The organism is Bacillus sp. GbtcB14 (assembly GCF_019091205.1).
Taxonomy (GTDB): Bacteria; Bacillota; Bacilli; order Bacillales; family Bacillaceae_G; genus Bacillus_A; species Bacillus_A cereus_AG.
This window is the reverse complement of sequence record NZ_JAGXJT010000007.1, coordinates 205512-231033: the sequence shown is the minus strand read 5'-3', so window position 1 is coordinate 231033 and position 25522 is coordinate 205512. Positions and strand designations below refer to the sequence as shown.

Sequence of the window (25522 nt, the reverse complement as noted above, 5' to 3'; positions counted from 1 at the left end):
CGGTCAATCCGTTGTTGTCATCAAATTGATAACCCTCCCATTTCGTGTTTATACACTTATAGGGAAACGTGTCGCACAAATAACGTTTTTATTAAGAACTAATAATCTTTATATTTCTTAAACTTGTCATCACAAGTAATTTTTATAATTAGTTATATTCTCAATATATTTTATGTATATAATTCCATTCAAAGATACATAATACCGACGTAACTATTTAAAAACACTTCGTTTTATATCTAAGTTCAAAAAGGAGCTACATAACATGGATAAAAAAGATCTATTAAGTCAACAACTTGATCATGTGTCATCAGATGCGTTGAATACTCCTAGTAAGGCCCAAGAGCAAATGCAAGAAGCATCTCAGCAGGCACAAGTTTCAAACAAAAAGGACAGTACTCAATCTTTACATGTTGAAGATTTACCGCATTAAGACGTATATACTACAACGAACAAATAGTAAATTTCAAGGGGAAAATCTTAAGATCGAGTGAACTTAATTTTTTCTCCTTTTCTATTGAAAGTCACTTTAATAGGAAATCTGTACACATCTTTGACACATCCACCATCGCAATCTCCTGAAAATTCGTGATAATATTAATTTGTCGAATACGCCAAATTTCGACATTGTACGACATGTATTATCTCCCTTAGTGAATCCCTGTCCCTCAGGGATTTCTCCTTTTATTCAATACTCTTCGCTTCACTAAATTTTCATCCTTAACAAAATTTAATTACTCCAATGAATAAACATGCGACAGTATCGTGTTTTGATAAAAACTATAAACAAACTTAACACTAATAGTAGAATTTTTCTTCTTCTCTTTTTATAAACATAAAAAGGAGCTCTATTTATATAGAGCTCCTTTTTAATTTTATAATTTACTAGACTGTAACCCCTGAATAAACGGTACTACTTCAGGATTCACAAGTGACGACAAATCACCTAATTCTTTTCCTAAATAAGCTGCTTTAATAACACGGCGCATTACTTTAGAATTACGTGTTTTCGGTAAATCTTCTACAACGTGAATATCTTTTGGACATAATGCTTTTCCGATATGAGAGTTTACTAAACTCATTAATTCTTTCTTTAACTCTCCTGTGAATGTTACATTGTCCCTTAATACTACAAAACAATGACAAACTTCACCTTTTACATCATCTGGTACACCAATTGCAGCGGCTTCGATTACATCGTTATGTTTCACAAGAATAGATTCATATTCAGCAGGTCCAATACGTTTTCCAGCAATGTTTAACGTATCATCTGAGCGTCCTGTAATAATATATTGCTCACCATCATAAATAACCCAGTCCCCATGAACCCATTTATTTTCAAATCGTGACCAATATGTGTTCACATAACGCTCATCGTCTTCCCAGAAACTTTTCGTCATACCAACCCAAGGCTTCTCTAAACATAATTCTCCAACTTCATCACGAATCGGATTACCTTGATCATCGAGCACAACCGCTGCCATTCCTGGTAAAGACGCGTTAAAGCTAATCGGTGCAATTGGTTTAATAAGGACGTTTCCGAAAATCCCACCAGAAATTTCAGTTCCGCCTGAATAGTTACAAATTGGTACATTACTTTTTCCCACCGTTTCAAATAGCCACATCCAAGGGTCTGGATTCCAAGGCTCACCTGTTGATGCGAATACTTCTAAACTCTTAAGCGAATGTTTATTTACATACTCATCACCTTTTGCCATTAACGCACGAATTAATGTTGGTGATATACCAAGATGTGTAATCTCATATTTATCAACTGTCTCCCATAAACGATCTGCTTCTGGGAAGTCTGGAACACCTTCGTACATAACCATCGTTGCTCCATTTATGAGAGAGCCGAATAGTAAAAATGGTCCCATCATCCATCCCATATCAGTTACCCATAATACTCGGTCACCTTGTTTTATATTCATTCCGAACCCTGCATCAAAAGCTGCTTTTAAAGGAAAACCAGCATGAGTGTGTACTGTTCCTTTTGGCTTTCCAGTTGTACCTGATGTATAAATGAGCATTAATGGATCATCACTATGCATTTCTTCAGCGTGTGTAAATGGTTTTTCTTTTTCCAGTGCACTCCATGAGAAATCATAATTATGCGGTGTAAAATCATTTCCTGCATGACGAACGATAACAACTTTTTCAACAGTTGGACAATGCACACAAGCTTTATCTACTTCATCTTTTAATGAAACAATCTTACCTCGGCGTGAAAAACCATCTGCAGTAATGATCATTTTAGATCCTGCTGCTTGCACACGTGTCATGACTGCATCAGAAGCAAATCCTGAGAATATTGGTGAAATAATTGCTCCGATTTTCATAACAGCTAGCATCGCAACAACTGTTTCCGGAATCATCGGCATATAAATCGTTACACGGTCACCTTTTTCAATACCCGCATGTTTCAAACCGTTTGCAACGCGACTTACCCAGCCGTCAAGTTCTTCATATGTAAATGATTTTGAAGCTCCATTTTCCCCTTCGTACTGAAGTGCTGGCTGTATTCTTGTCTCTTCATCCGCCAACCAGCGTGATAAAACTGATTCTACAACGTTACAGGTTCCGCCATTATACCACTGTGCAAACGGCGTACCATTTTCTAAATCTAACACTTCCGTATAAGGTTTCATCCATTGATAGCCAACCGCTTTCTCAGCTTCTCCCCAAAACCAAGCTGTTTCTTCAATAGATTTATTATAAAACGTTTCATAATCTTCATAGCCCAATGATTTCATCCAACCATATAAACGTGTTTTTTCTTTATACTCTTCTGTTGGAAACCAAACTGCTTGTTTCAATGTTTTCCCCTCCTTGACTTTTTGAGCAAGAAAGCCCTAAATAGGGCTTTTAAACTGGATAAACAGGATGTTTACGATCCGTAAATACTTGATATTTACTCATATACATTTCGAATCGTCCCTTTAACTCTTCTCTTAAATTGTTTGGGTGAACAATACCATCAATGACCATCTCTGATGCCAAATGGTAAATATCAATATCTTTCTTATACTCTTCGCGTTTTTCAGCAATGAAGCTATCACGCTCTTCTTCTGGTAAAGCTGCAATCTTATTTGCATATACAGCATTGACTGCCGCTTCTGGACCCATTACTGCAATAGAAGCTGTCGGTAATGCTAGGCAGCAATCTGGTTCGAAGGCTGGACCTGCCATTGCATATAAACCAGCACCATATGCTTTACGAACAACGATAGAAATTTTCGGTACAGTTGCTTCACTCATTGCAGAAATCATTTTTGCACCGTGGCGAATAATACCAGCACGCTCTACTTTTGTACCAATCATAAATCCAGGTACATCTGCAAGGAATAATAATGGAATATGATATGCATCGCATAAATTAATAAATTTCGCTGCTTTATCAGCTGAATCGTGGAATAATACGCCGCCTTTCATACGCGGTTGATTTGCAATAATACCAATTGGCTTACCATCAATACGTGCTAAACCTGTAATTAGTTCTTGAGCAAATAGTTTTTTCACTTCATAGAAAGAACCTTCATCAATAATTCTGTTAATAAGGTCTTTCATATTGAAAGGAGCATTTTGATTTTCCGGAATGATTTGTTCTAACGTTTTTTCGAACTGTTTCGGTTCTTGAGGTGTAACCAATGGAGTCTTCTCTAAGTAGTTGTTTGGAAAATATGAAATGTATTGTCTTGCTTGTGTAATCGCATCTTCTTCTGTTTTACATAAAACATCTCCGCATCCTGATACAGAGCAATGCATACGAGCTCCGCCCATCTCTTCTAAAGTTACCTTTTCACCGATAACCATCTCAGCCATACGAGGAGACCCTAAATACATAGATGCATTTCCTTCTACCATCATTACAACGTCACAAAAGGCTGGAATATATGCGCCACCAGCTGCTGAAGGTCCAAATAATAAACATACTTGAGGAACTTTACCTGATAATTTCACTTGATTGTAGAAAATTCTTCCTGCACCGCGGCGCCCTGGAAACATTTCTACTTGATCTGTAATACGCGCTCCAGCAGAGTCAACTAAATAAAATAACGGAACACGTAATTTTTCTGCCGTTTCTTGAATACGTAAAATCTTTTCAACTGTACGCGCGCCCCATGATCCAGCCTTTACCGTTGAATCATTTGCCATTACGCATGCAGTACGACCATGTATTTTACCCGTTGCTGTTATAACACCATCAGCAGGTAATCCTGTTTGTTCACAATTTGCAAATAATGCATCTTCTACATATTCACCATTATCAAATAAAAGAGCTAAGCGATCTCGAACGAATAGTTTTCCTTTTGCTTTGTTTTGTTCATGATACTTTGGTGCGCCGCCTTGTTTAATCGTTTCAACTCGTTCTTCAAATGTATTCGATTGTTGTTTTTGGTCTAACATATTTACTCCCCCTTATACATTGGTGTGCGTTTTTCCTTGAATGCTTGTAATCCTTCTAATCTATCTTTCGTATGGATTACACCTTCATACGCTTGTTTTTCCATTTGTAATCCGGTATGTAAATCAACTTGAATACCGTTTGAAATTGCTTCTTTTGCTAATCGAACAGCAATAGGACCATTACTAGCAATTTTCTCTGCTATTTCAACCGCTTTCTCTTCAAGTAAATGAGCTGGTACAACAAATTCTACTAAACCATATTCTTTTGCTTCTTGCGCTGAAATGCGTCTGCCTGTATAAATTAATTCTTTCGCTCTACCAACACCAATTAATCTTGGTAAACGCTGCGTACCACCTGCTCCTGGTATAATTGCAAGTGTAGTTTCAGTAAGACCAAGACTTGCAGTATCAGAAGCAATTCTAAAATCACAAGCTAAACTTAATTCCGTGCCACCACCGAGTGCGATTCCATTTATAGCAGCAATAACTGGCTGTGGTAATTGTTCAACCATTTCCATAGTAGTGCGAATCATACTAACAGCATGGCGAACTTGTTCTTCATTCATACCAGCGCGTTCTTTTAAATCAGCACCAGCACAAAATGCTTTTTCACCAGCACCTGTTAGAATAACTACACGAGTATTTGACTCTTCGCTTATTTGAGTTAATATGTTTTGTAACTCTTCTAATAACGCTAAAGATAATGAGTTTGCTTGTCTTTCACGATATAACGAAATCTTTACTACGTGAGGTGTTACATAATCAACTGAAATGTTTTGTAATTGTAGCATCTTCTCACCTACTTATCGTTTTATGTTGAAGCGCTCTATACACATGACTTGGTAATTGGATGTTTAATTTACTTTGAATAAATTGACTCGCTCTCAATAACTTCTCTTCATCAATATTCGTTTGGACTCCTAACTTATGAAGCATATGAACTAAGTCATCAGTTGCAACATTGCCCGATGCTCCCGGTGCATATGGACAGCCCCCAAGACCACCACAAGAACTATCAAATGTTGTAATACCATATTCTAACGACTTAACTACATTGGCCAGAGCCATTCCGTACGTATTATGGAAGTGCATTGCAAACTGCGAAGCATCATATTTCTTTAATAAATGTTCTAATACTCGCTCTACTTGTAACGGATTCGCTACACCAATCGTGTCACCAAGAGAGATTTCATAAATGCCATATGAGAATAGTTGATTACATAATTCGTCAACTGCTTCGACACTTATGTCCCCTTCATAAGGGCAACCAAATACAGTAGAAACATAGCCCCTTACCTTTTTACCTTCGAACGTTGCCTGCTTTGTTATATCTTCAATGACAACTAATGCTTCTTTAATTGATTTATTAATATTACTTTTATTATGAGATTCACTTGCTGATAAAAAAACATTCACCTCATCTACATTTTGCAAAAAAGCTCGTTCCAAACCATTTTGATTTGGAACAAGCGCTGCATATGTAACATTTGGATCCCTTTTCAGCTCAGAAAACACATCATTTGCATCTGCTAATGCAGGGACCCATTTAGGGTGAACGAATGAGGAAACTTCAACGTACGATAATCCCGCCTCTGTAAGTAGTTGAATCCATTTTACTTTATCTTTTGTGCCAACAATCTTTTTTTCATTTTGTAAGCCATCGCGTGGCCCGACTTCTTTAATGACAGCAAAATTAGGTAGTTTCAATTCGCTTCCCCCTATATCTCCCTATTCAATTTCTAGTAATACATCTCCTTCATTTACAAAATCGCCTTCTTGCACATTAATTTTCATAACTGTGCCAGCTTCTTCTGAAATGATTGGAATTTCCATTTTCATAGATTCCAAAATGACGACATCCTGCTCTTCCTCTACTGTATCTCCTACTCCTACAACAATCTTCCATACATTTCCTGCCATCGATGCATATACTTTCGTCATCATTTTTTCCCCCTTAATATTGTTAAGTCTTATTTTTTAACAAGTTGTTTCGTTACAAAACCCGTTGTATAAATACCATTTTTGAACACATCATCTTCCAAAACTTGAAGTAGCATTGGCGTGTTCGTTTTAATACCTTCTACTTTTAATTCTTCCAAAGCATCATGTAATTTCGAAATTGCTTCTTCACGCGTTTCACCATGAGCAATGACTTTCGCAATCATTGGATCATAGAAAGGTGTAATCGTTACTTGATTCTCTAAAAAGTGATCAATACGTACATTTGTTGGAAGCGTTAAATCTGTAATTTTCCCAGGTGATGGGAAGAAAGTTTTCGGATCTTCTGCATAAATACGTGCCTCAATGGCATGACCACTACGTTTTACATCATCTTGTGTAAACGATAATTTCTCACCATATGCAACTAGAAGTTGTTGTTCTACAAGATCTAAACCAGTAATTTCTTCTGTAACTGGATGCTCTACTTGTAATCTCGTATTCATCTCTAAGAAATAGAAGTTCTTCTGATCATCTACTAGAAACTCAACTGTACCAGCATTTGTATATCCTAGAGCTTTTGCAGCTTGTACAGCAACTTCACCCATCGCTTTTCTTGTACCTTCATCTAAAAATGGTGAAGGGGCTTCTTCAATTACTTTCTGATTTCGACGCTGTACTGAACATTCACGCTCCCATAAATACACTGTGTTACCATGTGTATCTGCTAAAAGCTGAATTTCAATATGATGTGCATCTGCAATATAGCGCTCTAAATACATTTCCCCGTTACCGAAGAAGTTTTGTGCTCTTGTTTTATTACTTTCAAATGCTTTGGTGAGCGTTTGCTCAGTTTCCATCAACTGCATTCCAATGCCTCCGCCGCCTGCGGATGCCTTCAGCATTAATGGATAACCAATTTGTTTTGCAATTTCAATTGCTTCTTCAGCAGTTTCAATATTTGTAGTAATACCTGGAACTACTGGAACATCTGCAGCTTGCATTGCAATACGAGATTCGATTTTACTTCCCATCTTCGTAATGATTTCTTCTGATGGACCGATAAATACCATCCCTTCTTCTCTACAGCGAACCGGAAAAGACGGATTCTCTGATAATAATCCATATCCTGGATGGATTGCTTCAGCGTTTGTCTTCTTAGCTATTTCAATAATTTTTTCAAGGTTTAAATAGCTTTCTTGGACACGCGGCCCACCTACTAAGTAAGCTTCATTTGCCATTTTTACATGAAGGGCGTTTTCATCAGCCTCAGAATAAATAGCAACAGTGCGAATGCCAAGTTTTTGACAAGTTTTCATAATACGAACTGCGATTTCTCCGCGATTAGCAATTAATATTTTTTGAAACATAGTGATTCCTCCTTTTTATCTACATCCTAAATGTCTTGCAATTACGAGACGTTGAATTTCAGAAGTTCCTTCACCAATTTCTAATAGTTTTGCATCACGAATATGTCGTTCCACTTCATATTCACGCATATAGCCGTATCCACCGTGAATTTGTACTGCTTGATTTGCAATACGACTAGCAGCCTCAGATGCGAAAAGTTTTGCCATAGCTGCTTCTTTACCGAAAGGTTTATCGTTATCTTTTAACCAAGCTGCTTTATGTACTAAATTACGTGCTAGCTCTACTTCAGTCGCCATATCAGCTAATTTAAATTGAATCGCCTGGAAATTAGAGATTGACTTTCCAAATTGTTGACGTTCTTTCGCATATTGCAGTGCACGTTCAAATGCAGATTGCGCAATACCAACAGCTAATGCTGCGATTGAAATACGTCCTCCATCAAGTGTATATAAGAATTGTTTAAATCCTTTATTTACATCACCAAGAATATTTTCTTTCGGTACACGTACACCATCAAGTACGATTTCACATGTATTAGAAGCACGAACACCCATTTTATCGTAAGGGCTTGAGATCGTTAATCCTTCACTTGTAGTCGGTACGATAAATGCCGAAATACGTTTTCTTCCATTATCTTCAACACCATTGATAGCGGTTACAATAATTGTATTTGCATACTCTGCATTTGTAATCCAACACTTTTCGCCACTAATAACATACTCGTCTCCATCTAATACAGCTTTCGTTTGTGTGCCACCTGCATCAGATCCAGCGTTTGGCTCAGTTAATCCGAAAGCACCTAAAGTTTTACCTGATGCCATTGGAACTAAATATTTCTGTTTTTGTTCTTCTGTACCGAAATAATAAATTGGAGAAGCACCTAATGAAATTGTTGCAGCGTAACTTAATCCTGTTCCACCACAAGCACGACCAATTTCTTCAACTGCTAACGCGTACGATACAGTATCGCCACCTGAACCCCCATACTCTTCAGGGAATGGGATTCCTAATAATCCTAGTTCGCCCATTTTTTGAAATGTTTCATATGGAAATTCCGCAGTTTTGTCATAATATACAGCTTTCGGTGCGATTTCCTTTTCAGCAAAATCACGTACCATTTCTTTAATCATTTGTTTTTCGCGAGTTAGAGTAAATTCCATTCCGCTACACACCCCTTATCGAATATTGAGTTTCGACAGCGTGCGAGTTTCTACTACAAACATTACTACTTAAAGACAAGAATATTAGTTAGATAATTGTTATAATTCTGTCATAATTTAATTTTAAAACAGATTCTGTACTAATGCACAAAAAAATTCCTACATTGTTCTACAACAACACAGGAGTTTTCTTGTCGAATTATGTAATTTATTGTTTAATAATCTCTGCCTTTTCCCGAATCTGAAATCTCTACTAAAGCTTCAGGGTATGGTTCGAAATATGTTTGTCTTAATAAATACTTTTCATCAAATCGAAGAGCCCATGATTTTAAAATTGCAAGTAAACTACTAAGCGGAATTTTCTTTTCCATATACTTTTGTATTAAATTTAAAAAATGATCTTTTTCTTGTTTTTTCAGCTTTGTTTTAAAGTATCCAAAAATATGCTCACATACATTTACATTCGATGTATAGCGGGGTGTACGCATAAATAATTCATATAAAGTCTTCTCATAGTTTTCAAATACAACTTCAATCGTTTCATTTTTGTGATTTGCAATAATACGCCCTAATTCCTTTTGTTTCACCTGATTATATGCCATAAATAAATATTTATTGTCCGACTGAAACAATACGAGGTCTTTCATATTTTTATTATGTTTAATCACTTTGTAATATGCGATTGTAAATAACCTTGTAAAGAAATGTTCTCTAATAATAAAATTCGACAATCTTCCTTCTTCTTCAATTGGAAGATGCGAAAATTTTTTTATTATTGCTCCGCCAAATAAGCCAGCTCCCTTTCCTTTTGCTGGCGCTTTTTCAAAACCAGAATAAATTTTCACATCACGTGTACCACAACTTGGCGAACGATTCTTTAAAATAAAACCATCCACATCGGGTATCGTTTGTAAAAAGTCATTTGAAAACTGCTCCATTTTTTTAGTTACATCTTCACGCGTCGACGATTGCACAAGTCTATTTACGCCATTTTCTTCTACTATTCGTATCGTTTCGCGAGGAATGCCTAAACCAATTTCTACTTCTGGACAAACTGGGATAAATGTAACAAATGGCTGTAAATTTCGTATTGTTATATCTGGAATCATCTCTGCATTATAACGACAAGCATCAAATTCTAAACATTTACTTACAACAATTTTCGGTTTAGCAAATTTGCGCATCACATTACCTCCGTGGCGTTAATCCGTACAATATAAATTGAATCGTATTTTCAATTTCCACTTCATCATCCCATTTTTCTTCAGGCAATAATAAAAACCGTGTTAATAGTAATCCTAATACAGCTGATAAAGTAAGTCGTAATACAGAAGATGGGGGTATTTCAATAATCTCCCCTTCCTCTTGAAACTTTACAATTAACTTTTTAAAATGTGAAAGCAACTCTGTTTCTACTAAATGTTGTATTTCATTTTTCAGTTCTGGCTGAAATGGCACTTCTTGAATTAATATTTTTATCATTGGAAAATGCTTTTTTGCAAATTCAAAACGATTACGAATAACAACTCTTAGAAGCCCTTCATATGATTTATATTCCGATTTAAATATTTCCTTTGCGAAGGCTTGTACGAAAAATGGTGCAGCAAACTTTGTTAATGTCGGCATTACGACTGCTAACAATAAATCTTTTTTCGTTTTATAGTAGCGGAAGATTGTTCCTTCCGCTACACCAGCCCGCTTTGCAATTTCACTTGTTGAAGTTGAAGCGTAGCCTTTTTCGCCAAACATATCAACAGCCGCCTCTAATATACGCATTTGACGTTCATTTCGTTTATCCGTATTCGTTGCGGCAATTAATTCTTCCAGCCAATCCTTCTTCATCTACAATGCCCCTTTGTATCATCATTATATTTTTCGATGTTTCTTTAATGCAAATACATTCCCTACTGCAAATAATAGAGAAAAAAGTAGTAATACAGTTAAATCTAATGCAATCTCAGTAAACCCTTGATTTCGAATCATCACTTGTCTCATTGCGTCAGCGCCATATGTGAGCGGAAATAATTTTCCTAACATTTGGAGCCACTTATTCATAGATTCAATTGGAAATAACCCAGAAAAGAAAATTTGTGGCACAATGACAAGCGGTATAAACTGGATCATTTGAAATTCATTATTTGCGTATGCAGACAAAAACGTCCCTAAAGTTAAAGCAGTTAAAGAAAGCATACATGTAATAAGTAGCGTTAGCCATATGGAGCCAGCTACATATAGGTCTAAAATATAAACTGAAAAACTTACGATAATAATGGATTGTATAAATGCAAAGATCCCAAAACCAACAATATATCCTACAACTATTTCCCATCTTCTTATCGGAGTTGATAATAACCTTTCTAAAGTACCACTTAAACGTTCTCTTACAAAAGACACCCCAGATAAAATGAATACAAAGAAAAATGTAAAGAAACCGATTAATACAGGACCAAGCCCATCAAACATTGTAAAGTCTTTAGAGCCATGTAAATAATTCACTTCAGGTTTCATTATCGATACATCGTTCTTCTCTGTACTTTTTTGTAATATTTGGAGCACAGCACGATTTTTTGACGAATCACTACCTTCTAATACAATATTCATTTTTCCATTTTCTAAACGAATTACTGCATCTACCTTTTGATTTTCTAGCTCAGACATTGCCTTTTCTTTACTATATTCATAAATTGACGCTTCCTGATTTTTCATCACTTTTACTACCTGAGCTGGCATATCAACAACCGCGATATGCGGTACATAGTCTTTTTGTGTAAACACTAACGATAATAACCAAAGTAATAACATAGGTGCTCCAAACATCATGGCTAACGAACGCTTATCTCGAAAAAATTGGCGAATAATACGAATGATTACACCAGTAACTCTCATGATAGAGCCACCTCTTCCAACAAAAAGACATCTTCAATCCGTCCTGATGATACCCGCTGTTTCAATTCTTCAGGCGTTCCAGTCGCAACTAACTTTCCCTCTCTAATCAACCCTAGACGCTCACAAAATTCAGCTTCATCCATAATGTGCGTTGTTACAATAATGGTATTGCCTTTCTTTTTAAGATCATAAAATTTTTCCCAGATCGTTTTTCTAAGAAGCGGATCTATCCCCACTGTTGGCTCATCTAAAATTAATATTTCAGGTTCATGAATGAGTGCTATCGCTAATGATAAACGCTTCTTCATACCACCTGAAAAATGCTGTACTTGCTTTCTCATATGTTGTGATAATTGTACAAGGTCAAAAACCTCTTCAATTCTTTCTTTTTTATGCTTTCCCTTTAATCCATACATCGTTGCAATAAAATCTGCATTTTCATATGCTGATAGCTCTTCGTATAATGCATCAGCCTGAGCCATATAACCAATTCTTTTCATTTCATTTAAATTAGGCATGTTCGTATTGTAAACAAGTACTTCACCTTCTGTTGCCTCATTAATACCTGCAATCAATTTAATAAGAGTCGTTTTCCCTGAACCTGAAGGCCCAACTAAACCAAATATCTCTGCAGGTTCAACTTGCAACGAAAGATTGTGTAAAACTTCTTTTTTCCCAAAGCTTTTCGATACAGTGCGTAAAGTAATTGAAGGTTGCTGCACGTATTCTTCCCCCTTTTTTTAAATGAGTGAGTACTCACTTTTATTTTACTCTTGCGTAATTATATGTCAAACTTCATTGATTAGTATGTATTTTCCGTCAACAATATTAAACAATGAAACAGAGTCGACATTAGAATATCATTTCTTAAAGTCGACTCTGTTTCATTTAAATTATATATTTTACTTTACGTTTTTAAATTCATATATTTCCTAATTCTAGCAACATCTAAAGAATATTCGATAACTAATTGCTGTAACGGTAAAATCACTGTATCGGGATATAAATGTGCATATTGTAATGTTTCTGCATATTTTTCTAACCTTTTTTCTAAATACTTTATAATTTGATCAGGATGACTTACTAATAAACATTTACAATAATAATGTATTTGTTCCTCAATCGCCGTATACTCTTCAATTTCATATTCTTTATGCATGTGTACACCCCTTTAAGTTTTTATACAGATTCCTTATCACAATTTTCACTCGACAAATTTTAAGTTTTTTGATTATTTACACTATAACAAACTCTGCGGGTCAAATTTTGTTACTTTATGTAACGTAGAAAATTTTTAACAAAATTGTAATGTTAACTTGTATACATTACATATGGCCTATTTATTTTTCTATACAAAAAATCGTGCAGTTCAATTTAACTGCACGACTACAAGTTCGGGCCTATTGAAAATTCTTTGCGGAATGATACTATTGCCTAATCCTCTACTCACTACCATAGAAGTATTTTGTTTTTCATATAAACCGGCTGTATATTTAGGAAATATACCTTGATTCGGAGCAACTATCCCTCCGATAAATGGCAATCTAACTTGACCTCCATGAGCATGCCCCGATAACACTAAATCTATTTGCTCATCAGCATATTCTGTCAAAAATTCAGGCCTATGGGATAGTAATACATTATATGTAGGCTGCATTTCACTTTTCGCTTTTATAATTTCATCTTTTACAATATTTCTTTCATCACGTTTTCCAGTAACAAACTCTGGATCATCAATACCAAGCAAGTTTATTTGGTGTACACCCTTTTGGATGCTTACATGTTCATTTCTTAAAACATTGACATTGTTTTTCTTCAGTTCTTTTTCTAAACTGTTATATTCCCCTGACAATTTTTCATGATTTCCTGTTACAAAATATACCTGATACTTCTGTACAAGTTTTCGTATTACTTTCATACTAACTTCTGCATCGTATGAACTACTGTCAATTAGATCACCCGTAATAGCAATAATATCTGGTTCTATGCTTTTAACTTTTTGAACTAAAATTTCTTGATTATCGCCAAATTGTTTATTGTGCAAATCTGAAATTTGAAGTATTTTATATCCTTTAAAAGAGGTGGGAATTTTACTAGAGGTTATTTTAACTTCAGTTATACTTATTAAATTGTTCTGTAAATATAAAAAGATACTAAAACCTACTAATGTAGCAATAAGTAATATAATTCTTTTAGTCTTCTTCCTCATATATCCTCCTAAAACCTTGATTAGCACTACAATTTTCCGAATTAAGGGATTTAAGAACTTATATAATTCTGTCGAAGTAAACATGACCTGTTCTGATCTAATAGCAACTCTATCATATAACATCAAAGCCGAAATTCCTAAGTTAAGGAATTTCGGCTTTTTGAGTTCGTACGAATACATTAGCTTTCGTTCTATGTACCTTGCAGTCGTATATCTTATTACATACCAGCTGTCTATCTATATGTGGTGAAGTTTTTATCTTTTCCAATAATCAACCATGTATAAAATATTTAACTTAATTAACACCCTTAATGGATATCATGCTTTTTAAAGTTTCCGCCTTGTACTTCCGCAACATCATATACAGTGACAAAGGCATTTTCATCAATTTCATGAATAAGCTCCTTCATTTTATTCTCTTCTAAACGACTGATAACACAGCTAACTTCTTTATAGGCTTCTTTCGAAAATCCACCATACATTTCGTTATAGATTGCATTTCTCCCAAGACGTTCCCAGATTGTATCTATCATTAATTTAGGTTCTTTTGTAACAATTTTAAATGTTTTAGATCCACTTAATCCTACCTCAATAATATGAATTACTTTAGAAGCAATAAAATAAGCAATCGCTGATAAAATTCCACCCTGAAGACCGAATACTGTTGAAACAAAAATAAATACGAACATATTTAAAAACAAGATAAGATCACTTGTGCCAAACGGTAATCTCCTAGACAACAATACCGCTAGCATATCAATTCCATCTAACGCTCCGCCATTACGAAGTGCTAATCCCATACCGAAGCCGATAATCACACCACCGACAACAGTAACTAACAATGTATCTCCTTCAATAATTGTAGGCACATTATGCATAACCATAGTGCCTATTGCAAGTGATACAATACCAATAACTGAATAAATTGCAAATCCTCTACCGATTTGTTTATAACCTAGCCAAACAAATGGAATATTAATAATTCCAATTAAAAGACCTAATGGTAACCCAAATAGCTGAGAACTAACGATACTTATACCTGTTACACCACCATCTGAGACATTATTCGGAATAAGTACAGCCTCTAATCCATATGCGGTTATAAATGCTCCAATAACAATCAAAATTGCTTGTGAAATTCTTTTCAATTTATTAACATTTTTATTCCTTATACTTCCCATCTCAATTCCTCATTTCTCACATTTTTCTCTTTTTGTCATTTCATGATTACATTAGCTTCTTTAATCTTAGTGTCACACCTACTATGTAACTTCTCTCAAACTATAACTTCCTATACTTCATCCGAGGGGTATACGGTATATGTATGGATTCTTATAACTACTAATCATGCGTTACCCTATTAAATACGTTATCCACTTTCCCATTTAAACACCATGAAATTATTGTTAATAGACCGCACACAGAAACTACTGGCTGTTCCTCCTCCCAAGAGTTTAAATTATTTTCGTTCACTTACCTATCACACAATATCAAAACCATAGTTTATGAAATCAATTCCATAAACATAATGAGCGCTACTTTACAAGTTTCAAAATAACACTAACTGACCGATATACTCATTCAGTCAATTATAATATACCTAAAACTAAAGTGAAATTCCATTAGTTAATATTATTTCTTTCTATTAAAACAAAATACATAATGTAGGATTATTTAAGTTTTTTATAAAATAAGTAAGTTTTACAAACACCCTAGTTTTCATGATGTGAAACTATTTAAAATACGCTTAATCGAGGGTAATTTATTCGATATATTCCCTCTTTTCACTCTTGTATTTTATCTTCATTCGTGTATTATATAATGCACGAATCTTCACATTGAAGAAAATTTTTTTAGCAAGGTGTATCATATGGAGACAAAAATAACGTTACAATTGGTTCCTACGTACAATTTCCCTATCGTAATAACTCCACCTTAAAATTAACAGGTTGTGTAGTTAATATCTTACAAAATACGATTGTAGTTGATATTGCCGAAATTGCTGAAACACATGCTATTGAAGAAACTAGGCAAGTTGTAAAACATGGTTATTATAAAGTGAAACTGTAATCAGTGGGGGTTTTGTTCATCCCCCACTGATTATTAGCCCTCACCAATCGGGCTTTTACTTGCAGCCCGCCCCCCACCTAACTTCTTTGCTTTCGCTGAATTTTGAGGCGGGGGTCTTACTGCCTGTTAATGCGGAATCAAAAGATGAAATAAATCGATAACATATAAAAAAGACCCTAGTACACACTAGGATCTTTTTTTATAACGTTATTTTTATAGTATTTTAATTTACAACCATCATACTTTGTTTCTAAATTTTATAATTACGTAGGGTCCTTCCATTCAGAATTCAATATTGAATATTGATATTCATCAATCCACTCGCCTTTTAGCATGTAATTCTGCAATAAATGACCTTCTCTCCTCATCCCCACTCGTTCTAGTACTGAAATAGACTTATTATTTCGAACGTCCGAAAATGCAATCACTTTATGTTTCCGTAATGAATGAAATATGTAACTCAATAAGGCATAAACAGCTTCAGTTGCATAGCCTTTTCCCTGATATTCTGGAGAAAGAGTAAATCCGATTTCTACGATGCGAGGTTCATTTACAAGTGTGTGAAGTGCGCAATCTCCAATTATTTTGTTATTTTCAGCCAAAGCAATTGCGAACTGGAACCAAGTACCTGGTAGATTAGGATTATTTTTAACTTGTTCATTTACAAACGTTTTAGCCTCATGATATTGATAATTAACCCATGACTGAAATTTAGCCACTTCTGGATTAGAACGATAAAAATGAAAGTAGTTAGTGTCATCAATACTAAACCTTCTCAAAATAAGACAATCTGTTCTCCAAAAGACTTGATTGCCATTCTCCATAACTATTCACCCTCTTTTCTACATTAATTATATCTTTATATTACATATGTATAAATAGTTTACATGCTTATAAAAAAGCGATTCTTTTCACATTAAAAAGAATCGCTTTCCAAGTTCTTATTTTTCATTATTTTACATAAAGAATTGAGAGATTATTATCTAAGAGCCTTAACTATAACTTCAGTTGCCTCTGCAATGAGTTGATTATCATAGGTAGCCTCTTTCTCATCTTTACTAGATAAAATTGCGATGATAATTGGTGATCTATTTGGCGGCCAAACGATAGCAATATCATTTCTTGTCCCGTAACTGCCAGCACCCGATTTATCTCCAACTACCCAGTCAGTTGGTACGCCTGCACGAATAAGTTTGTCTCCTGTAGCATTTCCTTTCATCCACTCTGTAAGAATGTTACGTTTTTGAGCTGGAAGTGCATCTCCGACCATAAAAGCTTTAAGATTCGTAGCAATTGCTTTCGCTGTACTAGTGTCACGAATATCTCCTGGAATAGCTTCGTTTAATTCTGTTTCAAAGCGATCAGACATAGTAACCCGATCCCCCATCTTTCTAAGCGCGTTTTCATATCCTTTAGGTCCGCCTATTTTATGAAATAAAATGTTCCCTGCAGTATTATCACTTGAACGAACAGCAGCCTCAGCAATTTCTCCTAGTGTCATTCCCGTATCTACATGTTTCTCTGTAACAGGTGAATATTCCACTAAGTCTTCTTTCGTAAATTTGATAACTTCATTTAATGTATCAATTGAGTTTTGCTGTAGTAATACTCCTGCCGCTAAAGCCTTGTATGTTGATGCGAAGGCAAATCTTTCGTTTGGTCGATAAGAGATTGTTTGATTTGTACCAGTATCAATTGCATATACACCTAATCGAGCATCAAATTTTTTCTCAAGTTGAGAAAACTCTTTATGTGTCGCCTGATTTTTATGTTTCACTTGTCCAGTCTTTTCTTTCGCTTCAACTTGCAGTGACCCTCCTGTAAAAGCTTCTAGGCTTGTAAGACTTAAACCTAATATACCAACACATATTCCTATTTTTAGTATCCTCTTATTTTTCAAAATCATCATTCCTTCCAAATTTTCAGTACCTATTTATACGTACACATAATAGACAATCACCGAAACAAATTTGTTCCATAAACTTAAAAAATTTATAACTAGTATGAGAGTGATTAACAAAATAAGAGATAGTAGCTATGATCGCATTTATCTCTTATTTCACATATCATTTTTTTACTTATAGATGGTTTTCTTTATATAAACAGGGTCTCTTCCCTGAAAAAAATACTCTAATTTTGCTTAGAATTACCTGTATTAGTAGCTTCACCATGTATACGTTGCTGTTTTAAATCAAAGTATACATCTAAAACTTCCTTTCCAATTATAGAATTAATTCCATTTTTATCATCATGAAGCCACGGAACTACTACTGAGAATGCTACTTCTGGATTATCATATGGAGCATATCCAACTAACGTTAAGTTGTAACATTCCATACGTTCTCCTTTTGCATTTCTACCAATTGGATCATCTCCACCATATACAGTTTGAGCTGTCCCTGTCTTTCCTGCTGGTTTATATGGCGCATTTTTAAAATGCTTCACGCCAGTTCCATCACCTTCTTGGAATACCCATCTAAACCCTTCTTTTATTCGATCAATATGTTCTGTCTTCATATCAATACGATTTAATACGACCGGCTCTATGGAGCGTATAACTTTGCCAACCTCTTCTTTTATTGATTGCTCTCGTATTTCTTGTACAATTTGAGGTTGCATTCTATAGCCACCATTAGCAATTGTTGAAATATATTGTGCTAATTGCAACGGCGTATACGTATCATACTGACCGATAGAAAAGTCTAGTAAAAAGCCAGGTTGACTATCGACTTTTCTCGTTTGTCCAATTATTTCATTCGGTAAATCAATTCCTGTTGGCACACCTAAGCCAAATTGCTTGAAATAATAGCGCATCGTATCAAATGCTCCTTGTTTAATATCCAATGAGCCATTTGGTACGTAATTAACTCCTGCAATTTTTAAAGCTGTCTGGAACATGTATACATTCGAAGATACTTGTAAAGCTCGTAAATCATTAATATTACCAAATCCGGATACATTCCATGATTTCTTGGCTTGTGTACCTTTAAATTTCATCGGTGCATCATAAAATTGATCTCCTGGCTGTATTGCTCCTGTCTCGTAGCCAGTTAATAAAGTAGCACCTTTTACAGCTGATCCTAACTCATACGAAGTTGTCATGTTACCTAATGCTAAATCCTCAATCTCTGTTTTCCCTTCTTTTTCTACAATCTTTTTTCCTGCCATAGATAGAATCTGTCCGTTATTTGGATTCGTCATGACGACAAAAGCTCGATCGAGCAGCGGCTCTGAACTCTTAAAAGCTCTCAAATTTTTCTCTATACTTTCTTCCACTTTCTTTTGTAATTCCATATCAATCGTTAATGTTAAACTATTCCCACTTTTCCCTTTAGAAATTACTTCTGTGTTTATAATGTTTCCTGCTTTATCAGTAATGTTTTTCACTTCTTCTTTTGTACCGTGTAATACGTCTTCATATCGTTGTTCAATATAACTTTTTCCTACACGATCATTACGGTTATATCCACGTACCAAATAAGAATCTAAGTTTTCTTTAGGCAGACCTTCTTCACTACTCGTAATATTTCCTAATACAGAACGAAATAAATTACCATTTACATAATTACGTTCCCAATCAACCGTCGCATCTACTCCTGGAAAATTCGCAAGGTTTTCACTTATACGCGCATACTCTTCATCTGTTACATCTTTTTTAATAATTTGTGGTGTTAGTTGATAACCTGAACTCATTTTACTTTTAATAGCTAACACCTTTAAATCTTGTGCTGTTAATTCTGCTAATTCTACTTCTGTAACGCGACTTCGTCTTAAATCTTCTATTTTTTTATCTAACTCTTTTCCCTCTACTCCCTTTTCTTTAAACTTTTCTATATCCTTTTTCGTAATCATTGTCTCCGCACGTTTCGTATTCAACTGCATCCAAAAATCTTTTTTATCGATATCTGTTAATTTATTTATATCTTCTTCAGGCATTTCAAGTACTTTTGCCAAGTCTTTTGCTATTTTTAAAATATCTTCACTCGTAATCCCCTTCACCCTTGTATACGTGATCGTACGAAGAGATTTATTATTAACAACTGTTTTCCCTTCTCGATCTAGTATTTGTCCACGTGGGACTGGAATGCTAGTTGTTGCATTTTGACTACTTTCTACTTGATTCTTATAAGCCTCTCCCTCTACGATTTGCACTTTTCCTAGCTGCATAATAATAGCTGAGAATAGTAAAAATATGCAAAGAAACATTATATTTAATCGAATAGATATATTTGTCTTGTTGTTTCTTTTTTGTTTTTCCATAAATCCTCCATTTTCCCCCTTATATGTTACATATCGATGACCGGTTATAAATATCGGTTCGACTTTTTTGCTAAATCCTTGTTAGCATCCATTTCTTTTCGTTGAGCTACGTAATTCATAACTCTCCTTTCCTGTTTTCTCTCTATTTTTTGTCGCTAGCATTAGAAATGCTAAACTGTATACTGGCCCATATAAAACTTACACATAGATTTGCTAAAAACTTTTCATACTGATTATTCCTTTCTTCATGCTGTAATACTTAATAGACAACCGAAATAATAAAGTTGTTCCACATTTACAAAAAAAATTATTAACTATAAGATGGAATAGGCTAAAAAGGGAGGGTTTTATGTTACATACAAAAATAAAAAGATGGAGATTTATAGCGGTTCTTTCTATTGTAGGTGTGATTTTAATAATTTTGTTAAAAAGCAATTTCGTTTCAATTACTACCGAGACTTCTTCAGCTGCAAGAGGAGAAATTCTTGATCAAAATGGTGTCATACTAGCTACAAATAAGAAAGTTAAATCTTTATATTGCACTTATAATGATGAAAAGCTATCGAATCATGATACATCAAGCACATTGGCTTTTTTCGATCAATTTTCAAGCGAATTTCAACATGACATTTCTACAGAGGACATAAAATCTCAATTACAACAATCTTGTAAAAAGAAGTCTATGAATGATATACCGTTATACTCTGACATAACTGAGAATGAACTTGCATTCATAAACAAAAACAAACCCAATAATGTAATAATAAAAGATGAAGTGATTCGATATTATCCTAAACGTGAAATTGGTTCACAGGTAATTGGGTATGTAGAAAATGACTTTCATTCAAAGCATATATCAGCTGGAAAAAGTGGGATTGAGCTGCAATATGAAAATGATTTAAAAGGAAAACCAGGTAAAACTCTTATTTTTAAAATGAATAATAAGAAGTTCTTTTGGAACTTTCGAAAAGTACAAAACGGAAAAGATGTCCGGCTAACTTTAGATTCTAAGTTGCAACAAAAAACAGAGGAAGCATTAAGATCTCAAATTAAGAAAACACCTGATACTAAAGCTGGTTATGCTGTAGTGAGCGATGCAAAAACTGGCGCAATTTTAACTATGGCCAACTCAGCAGTTTTTGATCCAAATATATTACATACACATGTATCAACTAAAATAGATAACATAAAATCACTTTCGCAAAATAAAGCAATTCAAAAATTAAAGTATGGTGAATCTTATGTAAATATGGCTTCTACTATAAAGCCACTTACTATTTTAATTGGATTAAACGAAAAGCTTTTTCAACCTGAAGATACTTATTTAGATAAAGGTACTTTTCAGTATGATAATCAAAATAACATTACAAATGCACCTGGAACGCCCACAGGTGAGATTACACCGAGGCAAGCTATCATTAATTCATCTAACACATTTATGACAGCAAAAGTAGCTCTACCATTATTTAACCAAAATAATGGCAATGTAGAGAAAGTCGCACATATATGGACAGATTATTTAATGCAATTCGGCCTACGTTCTAAAACCGGGATTGATTTACCCTTTGAAGAAGACGGACAATATGAATTCCATCCTTCTAATAAGTTTGAAAATGGAATCTCCGCTTTATTAAATGCCTCGTGGGGCGGAAATGAAGTGCATACTCCTCTTCAACTCGCTCAATATGCAGCAACTTTGGCAAGTAAAGGTGATAAATATAAACCTCAAATGGCAAGTTCTATTATTGGTCAAGATGGTAAGGAAACAAAAAAGTTTAAACCTATTTTAGAAAGTTCAAATCGTTACCCGATGAACTTTTGGAGTGTCGTGCAAGGTGGAATGAGTCAAAATATAGAGGAGATTAAAAAATTGCCCTTTGACGTCGCAGGTAAAACTGGTATTACAGGTTTTCCGAATGAGCAAGCAAGAATGATAAATCATTCTTTATTCATTGCATATGCTCCTACCGAAGATCCACAGATTGCCGTTTCTGTCGTTATTCCTGATAGTAATTCAGAAAAAAACATTGCTGCTCTCGTTGCATCAGAAATTTTAGACTCCTGGAATACTCTTCAAAAAGAGAATAAAAACAAAGAGGAAGGTTCATTAAAGTGAACCTTCCTCTTTTACCATATAGAATCTATATTTATTATTTTCCATTTGCCTTCTTTATTCTTTTCGAACATAAATGAATATTTAATATCAGTTAAAACATACTCTTTTTGTACATATCCAGTATTACCGTTAATTGTCGATATTTTTATATATCCATCATGCTGCACTTTTTCTGGAATCCAAGCTTTTACCATCTCATTAGATACTTCATATAAAACTCGCGATTCTCGCTTTGGTTCAGCTAAAATTTCCGTTTTATTTCCAGTAACAGTTGCATATATAAAATGTGCTTGCTTTGATTGGTTACTTTCTGTCAATCCACTTGGTACTTTGTATACTTGTTTTGTATCATTTGCAAATTCCCCCCCCATTGTTAGAGCGACTTGCAACTCATGAAAAATATCTTCATCAAACTTCAATTCATCCTTCTTATAACTTTTCCCTTTAAATAGAACTTCATCATTTAACGCTTTATACAAGTCATTTTCATTTTTTGCATTTGTACTTTGATATAAATCATTCATAAATTGTTTTAATGTTGGATCTTGAGCAGACTCATCTTTTGTTTTAGGCTTAATTTGTGTACTACTTTGTACCGGTGATTTATTATCATCAAGCCAAGGTTGTTGAACAATAAAAAATAAAAATGTACAAGCTAAAACCACTACAATTGGAAATGCTTTTTTACGAAATGGTCTTGTATGTTTTGGGGAATCTACCTCATTACTTTGGTATATAGATTGCTTTATTTTATAAATATATTCTTCTTCATCTTTACGGTGTTCCATTGGGCCTTTTTTTAATTTTCTATACCAGTCAGGATTTTGTTTATTGTTCATCACTACCACCCTCCCCTATTAATTTTGAAACCTTACTTCTTGCTCTACTTAATCTAGATTTTACAGTTCCAATGGATACTCCTAGTGTTTCAGCCATTTCTTCATAAGATAATTCATATTTTGCGTCTAAAATAATTATTTCACGGTGTTTTTTAGGTAGTTTTAAGACAACATCCCACACTTCATTCATTTCCTCTTGCTTAAAAAATTCTCGCTCTGCCGATGGAGATTGCTTATCATCACTAAAAAATCCTATTAGAGATATTCTTTTAAAATAAGATGATTTCAAATAGTTTATTGCCGTATTTCTTGTAATTTTTAATATCCACGTTTTAATAGATGACTCCTTTCGAAATGAATTCCAATTTTTAAATACCTTTATAAATACATCTTGCGTGATATCATCTGATAAGTGTGGATCTTTCGTAATAATAAATGAATAATTCCATACATCTTGCCAATAGTCTCTTATAACATAGTCCAGCTCATCATGATTACACTTTTCAATAAACGTCTGTTCCATTTCCACACCTCAAACTTATTTAAATAACCATTAAACTGCCCTCACTTTTATTATGGTTTCAATATATAGACAAGATACAAGTTTCATTTGTTCCATTGATTATCTTTTTTATATTACAGTTATACATACACCAACGGACAGTAGAAAGTACACACTATGAATGAATATAGAGGCTTGAATAATACGAAACCTACGACTGACACATTACGATTTTTTTTAGTTCTCTTCCCGACTCACATGTTTGGGATGAACGGTTTATCATTTCCTATAAATGTAAAAAGACGTTACAATCACATAAGCGTCTCTTTTACATTGTTGATATCTCCTCTCCCTGTTTTACCTATAAACTACTTCGTTGTCTAATATACTTTGAATGCTAAAAACAGAATTACTATAAAAAGGCCAAAAATAGAAGCACAGAGATGTCTTCTCTCTGTGCTTCTTACATTTACAAAATAATAAAGAGCATAACGTAGAGGTATGTCCTAATTTGCCACCCTATCCAAACTACTGGAATTTAAAACGCATTCTGAAACCCTCTTACTAATTGCTCACTATTTCTTTATAGGCATAACTTTTTTATACGTAATCATGCGCCAAATCCACTCAAGTGGTCCCAATTTAAAGAACTTCATCCAAATGAAACTGAAAATAATTTGAAACACATAAATTGAAATACATACATATAAACTTTGCATATATGTCATAGTTTCTCTTAAGTGAAGCACACTACTTGCCAGTAAAATCATTGCAGTTTGTCCTACATAATTTGTTAATGCCATGCGACCATAATATTTTAATGGAGCAAGTAATGCTCTCAACACCTTTGTTTGTAGTAATAGGATTAATAGTCCTACATAAAACGCAGAAAGTATTGGCCCTATTGCAATTCCAATTTCTAAAAACTTACCATTTTGTCCGATCGCTGAACCATCTTCACCATAAACAAGCATAGTGTCAAATGGTAAAAGTGGAACATGTTTATATTGATAATATACACCTACCACACTTAACATAAACATTATGCATGTAAAAATAGCAACCTGCTTCATCTTACCTGAGAGGTTTTCAAATAATCGATATTGTCCAGCTGAAAGTCCTAATAAAATTAACGCAATTGGTAAGGCTGATTTAGCACCAGTGCTAGCAAAATAGATTGTTAAAATAACGCCCAAAACTAAGTTAATTTCTTTTTTCACTTTATAAAATGGTAATATAAGTAGTCCACAAACTGCATAAATTTTTAACGCTTCTCCTGACTGATATAACGTATGTATGATTCCAAAAACAAGTAAAGCAGCAAGTCTACGTAAAAACAAAATATACCCATTTTGCCCTTTTGCAATCGCTCTTGTAAGAAAGATATAGAATCCTATTCCAAATAAGAAGGAAAAAATAGTGAAGAAGCGGCCTTCTACAAATAAATATAAAAACCTTTGATAACTTGCATCCATTGTATTCTGCTTTGGTATATCCAAAGAAAGTATTGCTAGAATATTCACCAAGATAATCCCTAATAATGCGAACCCCCGAATATAGTCAAGTTCGTCAATTCTATTGTTTGTAACGCTTTTTATCATATTACAACTCCTTTGTCATATTAAACCCTATTCATAATACGACATCTATACAACTATACCTATCGTTTAACCTTACATTTTTATTACATTGTTGTAAGGTTATTTACAACTGAATATACAATCTGAATAGTTAACACATCAACATGTACGTAGTATTCTTCTT

Annotated in this window: 23 protein-coding genes and 1 pseudogene; 4 read left to right on the top strand and 20 right to left on the bottom strand. The window is 34.3% G+C overall.

The genetic code is table 11. The features are described 5' to 3' along the window. Positions 1-265 precede the first annotated feature (265 nt). The gene (locus KVT31_RS21470; RefSeq protein ID WP_170930138.1) at positions 266-433 is read left to right on the top strand and encodes a hypothetical protein; all 168 of its coding nucleotides are present in this window, start codon (positions 266-268) and stop codon (positions 431-433) included. Positions 434-875: 442 nt separating this feature from the next. Here the strand turns inward: KVT31_RS21470 and KVT31_RS21465 are convergent, their stop codons facing one another. From KVT31_RS21465 to KVT31_RS21400, 14 genes are all read right to left on the bottom strand, one after another. Beyond that, positions 876-2816: an AMP-binding protein gene (locus tag KVT31_RS21465; protein WP_217613642.1), complete on the bottom strand. Its 1941-nt coding sequence runs from the start codon at positions 2814-2816 to the stop codon at positions 876-878. A 49-nt stretch (positions 2817-2865) separates the two neighbouring features. After that, a complete protein-coding gene (locus KVT31_RS21460) occupies positions 2866-4407 on the bottom strand; it encodes an acyl-CoA carboxylase subunit beta (protein ID WP_088096408.1) in 1542 nt (513 codons plus the stop codon). 2 nt (positions 4408-4409) lie between these two features. Further along, a complete protein-coding gene (locus KVT31_RS21455; RefSeq protein ID WP_088096407.1) occupies positions 4410-5198 on the bottom strand; it encodes an enoyl-CoA hydratase in 789 nt (262 codons plus the stop codon). Between the two features lie 4 nt (positions 5199-5202). After that, positions 5203-6114 carry a hydroxymethylglutaryl-CoA lyase gene (mvaB, locus tag KVT31_RS21450; protein ID WP_088096406.1) on the bottom strand — a complete coding sequence of 304 codons (912 nt, stop codon included), beginning with the start codon at positions 6112-6114 and terminating at the stop codon, positions 5203-5205. A gap of 21 nt (positions 6115-6135) precedes the next feature. Then, a complete protein-coding gene (locus tag KVT31_RS21445) occupies positions 6136-6351 on the bottom strand; it encodes an acetyl-CoA carboxylase biotin carboxyl carrier protein subunit (RefSeq protein ID WP_001987345.1) in 216 nt (71 codons plus the stop codon). Between the two features lie 26 nt (positions 6352-6377). Further along, complete coding sequence (locus KVT31_RS21440; protein ID WP_088096405.1) at positions 6378-7715, bottom strand: acetyl-CoA carboxylase biotin carboxylase subunit; 1338 nt, start codon at positions 7713-7715, stop codon at positions 6378-6380. Positions 7716-7730: 15 nt separating this feature from the next. Continuing rightward, positions 7731-8876 carry an acyl-CoA dehydrogenase gene (locus KVT31_RS21435; protein ID WP_000397276.1) on the bottom strand — a complete coding sequence of 382 codons (1146 nt, stop codon included), beginning with the start codon at positions 8874-8876 and terminating at the stop codon, positions 7731-7733. A gap of 215 nt (positions 8877-9091) precedes the next feature. Next, positions 9092-10060: a YbgA family protein gene (locus KVT31_RS21430; RefSeq protein ID WP_088096404.1), complete on the bottom strand. Its 969-nt coding sequence runs from the start codon at positions 10058-10060 to the stop codon at positions 9092-9094. A gap of 4 nt (positions 10061-10064) precedes the next feature. Beyond that, entirely contained in the window at positions 10065-10718 is a 654-nt protein-coding gene (locus KVT31_RS21425) for a TetR/AcrR family transcriptional regulator (protein ID WP_088096403.1), read from the bottom strand. 24 nt (positions 10719-10742) lie between these two features. Further along, positions 10743-11762: an ABC transporter permease gene (locus KVT31_RS21420; RefSeq protein ID WP_088096402.1), complete on the bottom strand. Its 1020-nt coding sequence runs from the start codon at positions 11760-11762 to the stop codon at positions 10743-10745. Beyond that, a complete protein-coding gene (locus KVT31_RS21415) occupies positions 11759-12484 on the bottom strand; it encodes an ABC transporter ATP-binding protein (RefSeq protein ID WP_088096401.1) in 726 nt (241 codons plus the stop codon). The genes KVT31_RS21420 and KVT31_RS21415 overlap by 4 nt, the downstream gene beginning before the upstream one ends. A 185-nt stretch (positions 12485-12669) precedes the next feature. After that, the gene (locus KVT31_RS21410; protein ID WP_000548621.1) at positions 12670-12921 is read right to left on the bottom strand and encodes a hypothetical protein; all 252 of its coding nucleotides are present in this window, start codon (positions 12919-12921) and stop codon (positions 12670-12672) included. A gap of 210 nt (positions 12922-13131) precedes the next feature. Continuing rightward, positions 13132-13971 (bottom strand): metallophosphoesterase, encoded by an 840-nt coding sequence (locus tag KVT31_RS21405; RefSeq protein WP_088096400.1) that lies wholly within the window; start codon positions 13969-13971, stop codon positions 13132-13134. 308 nt (positions 13972-14279) lie between these two features. Beyond that, a complete protein-coding gene (locus KVT31_RS21400; RefSeq protein WP_029442760.1) occupies positions 14280-15152 on the bottom strand; it encodes a YitT family protein in 873 nt (290 codons plus the stop codon). Between the two features lie 712 nt (positions 15153-15864). Here KVT31_RS21400 and KVT31_RS21395 point away from each other — a divergent pair. Continuing rightward, entirely contained in the window at positions 15865-16041 is a 177-nt protein-coding gene (locus KVT31_RS21395; RefSeq protein WP_088096410.1) for a DUF2187 family protein, read from the top strand. Positions 16042-16304: 263 nt separating this feature from the next. Here KVT31_RS21395 and KVT31_RS21390 read toward each other — a convergent pair whose 3' ends face one another. Beyond that, positions 16305-16865, bottom strand: coding sequence for a GNAT family N-acetyltransferase (locus KVT31_RS21390; protein WP_098342450.1), 561 nt, complete (start codon positions 16863-16865; stop codon positions 16305-16307). A 73-nt stretch (positions 16866-16938) separates the two neighbouring features. On the opposite strand from KVT31_RS21390, the pseudogene KVT31_RS30400 reads away from it, so the two are divergent. Further along, positions 16939-17013, top strand: a pseudogene (locus KVT31_RS30400) (undecaprenyl-diphosphatase); the annotation flags it as partial. Positions 17014-17020: 7 nt separating this feature from the next. On the opposite strand, the gene bla reads toward KVT31_RS30400, so the two are convergent. Together bla and KVT31_RS21380 are read right to left on the bottom strand one after the other, a co-directional pair. Next, on the bottom strand, positions 17021-17947 hold the full coding sequence (bla, locus tag KVT31_RS21385) for a class A beta-lactamase Bla1 (RefSeq protein WP_140392457.1): 927 nt from the start codon (positions 17945-17947) through the stop codon (positions 17021-17023). A gap of 224 nt (positions 17948-18171) precedes the next feature. Then, the gene (locus tag KVT31_RS21380) at positions 18172-20301 is read right to left on the bottom strand and encodes a peptidoglycan D,D-transpeptidase FtsI family protein (protein ID WP_088096397.1); all 2130 of its coding nucleotides are present in this window, start codon (positions 20299-20301) and stop codon (positions 18172-18174) included. A gap of 349 nt (positions 20302-20650) precedes the next feature. Between KVT31_RS21380 and KVT31_RS21375 the strand changes: the two genes are divergently transcribed. Continuing rightward, complete coding sequence (locus tag KVT31_RS21375) at positions 20651-22417, top strand: peptidoglycan D,D-transpeptidase FtsI family protein (RefSeq protein WP_088096396.1); 1767 nt, start codon at positions 20651-20653, stop codon at positions 22415-22417. 11 nt (positions 22418-22428) lie between these two features. On the opposite strand, the gene KVT31_RS21370 is transcribed toward KVT31_RS21375, so the two are convergent. The 3 genes from KVT31_RS21370 to KVT31_RS21360 all read right to left on the bottom strand — a co-directional run bounded on the left by KVT31_RS21370 (position 22429) and on the right by KVT31_RS21360 (position 25359). After that, the gene (locus KVT31_RS21370) at positions 22429-23256 is read right to left on the bottom strand and encodes an anti-sigma factor (RefSeq protein ID WP_088096395.1); all 828 of its coding nucleotides are present in this window, start codon (positions 23254-23256) and stop codon (positions 22429-22431) included. Next, the gene (locus KVT31_RS21365; RefSeq protein ID WP_140392456.1) at positions 23246-23779 is read right to left on the bottom strand and encodes an RNA polymerase sigma factor; all 534 of its coding nucleotides are present in this window, start codon (positions 23777-23779) and stop codon (positions 23246-23248) included. Before KVT31_RS21365 ends, KVT31_RS21370 begins: the two co-directional genes overlap by 11 nt. A gap of 554 nt (positions 23780-24333) precedes the next feature. Continuing rightward, positions 24334-25359 (bottom strand): DUF418 domain-containing protein, encoded by a 1026-nt coding sequence (locus KVT31_RS21360; protein ID WP_088096393.1) that lies wholly within the window; start codon positions 25357-25359, stop codon positions 24334-24336. Between the last annotated feature and the right edge of the window lie 163 nt (positions 25360-25522).

Coding starts and splice junctions, on each gene's coding strand:
- KVT31_RS21470 (WP_170930138.1), top strand. CDS start 266: ATGGATAAAAAAGATCTATTAAGTCAACAACTTGATCATGTGTCATCA.
- KVT31_RS21460 (WP_088096408.1), bottom strand. CDS start 4,407: ATGTTAGACCAAAAACAACAATCGAATACATTTGAAGAACGAGTTGAA.
- KVT31_RS21455 (WP_088096407.1), bottom strand. CDS start 5,198: ATGCTACAATTACAAAACATTTCAGTTGATTATGTAACACCTCACGTA.
- KVT31_RS21445 (WP_001987345.1), bottom strand. CDS start 6,351: ATGATGACGAAAGTATATGCATCGATGGCAGGAAATGTATGGAAGATT.
- KVT31_RS21440 (WP_088096405.1), bottom strand. CDS start 7,715: ATGTTTCAAAAAATATTAATTGCTAATCGCGGAGAAATCGCAGTTCGT.
- KVT31_RS21435 (WP_000397276.1), bottom strand. CDS start 8,876: ATGGAATTTACTCTAACTCGCGAAAAACAAATGATTAAAGAAATGGTA.
- KVT31_RS21430 (WP_088096404.1), bottom strand. CDS start 10,060: ATGCGCAAATTTGCTAAACCGAAAATTGTTGTAAGTAAATGTTTAGAA.
- KVT31_RS21425 (WP_088096403.1), bottom strand. CDS start 10,718: ATGAAGAAGGATTGGCTGGAAGAATTAATTGCCGCAACGAATACGGAT.
- KVT31_RS21420 (WP_088096402.1), bottom strand. CDS start 11,762: ATGAGAGTTACTGGTGTAATCATTCGTATTATTCGCCAATTTTTTCGA.
- KVT31_RS21410 (WP_000548621.1), bottom strand. CDS start 12,921: ATGCATAAAGAATATGAAATTGAAGAGTATACGGCGATTGAGGAACAA.
- KVT31_RS21405 (WP_088096400.1), bottom strand. CDS start 13,971: ATGAGGAAGAAGACTAAAAGAATTATATTACTTATTGCTACATTAGTA.
- KVT31_RS21400 (WP_029442760.1), bottom strand. CDS start 15,152: ATGGGAAGTATAAGGAATAAAAATGTTAATAAATTGAAAAGAATTTCA.
- KVT31_RS21390 (WP_098342450.1), bottom strand. CDS start 16,865: ATGGAGAATGGCAATCAAGTCTTTTGGAGAACAGATTGTCTTATTTTG.
- bla (WP_140392457.1), bottom strand. CDS start 17,947: ATGATTTTGAAAAATAAGAGGATACTAAAAATAGGAATATGTGTTGGT.
- KVT31_RS21380 (WP_088096397.1), bottom strand. CDS start 20,301: ATGGAAAAACAAAAAAGAAACAACAAGACAAATATATCTATTCGATTA.
- KVT31_RS21375 (WP_088096396.1), top strand. CDS start 20,651: ATGTTACATACAAAAATAAAAAGATGGAGATTTATAGCGGTTCTTTCT.
- KVT31_RS21370 (WP_088096395.1), bottom strand. CDS start 23,256: ATGAACAATAAACAAAATCCTGACTGGTATAGAAAATTAAAAAAAGGC.
- KVT31_RS21365 (WP_140392456.1), bottom strand. CDS start 23,779: ATGGAACAGACGTTTATTGAAAAGTGTAATCATGATGAGCTGGACTAT.
- KVT31_RS21360 (WP_088096393.1), bottom strand. CDS start 25,359: ATGATAAAAAGCGTTACAAACAATAGAATTGACGAACTTGACTATATT.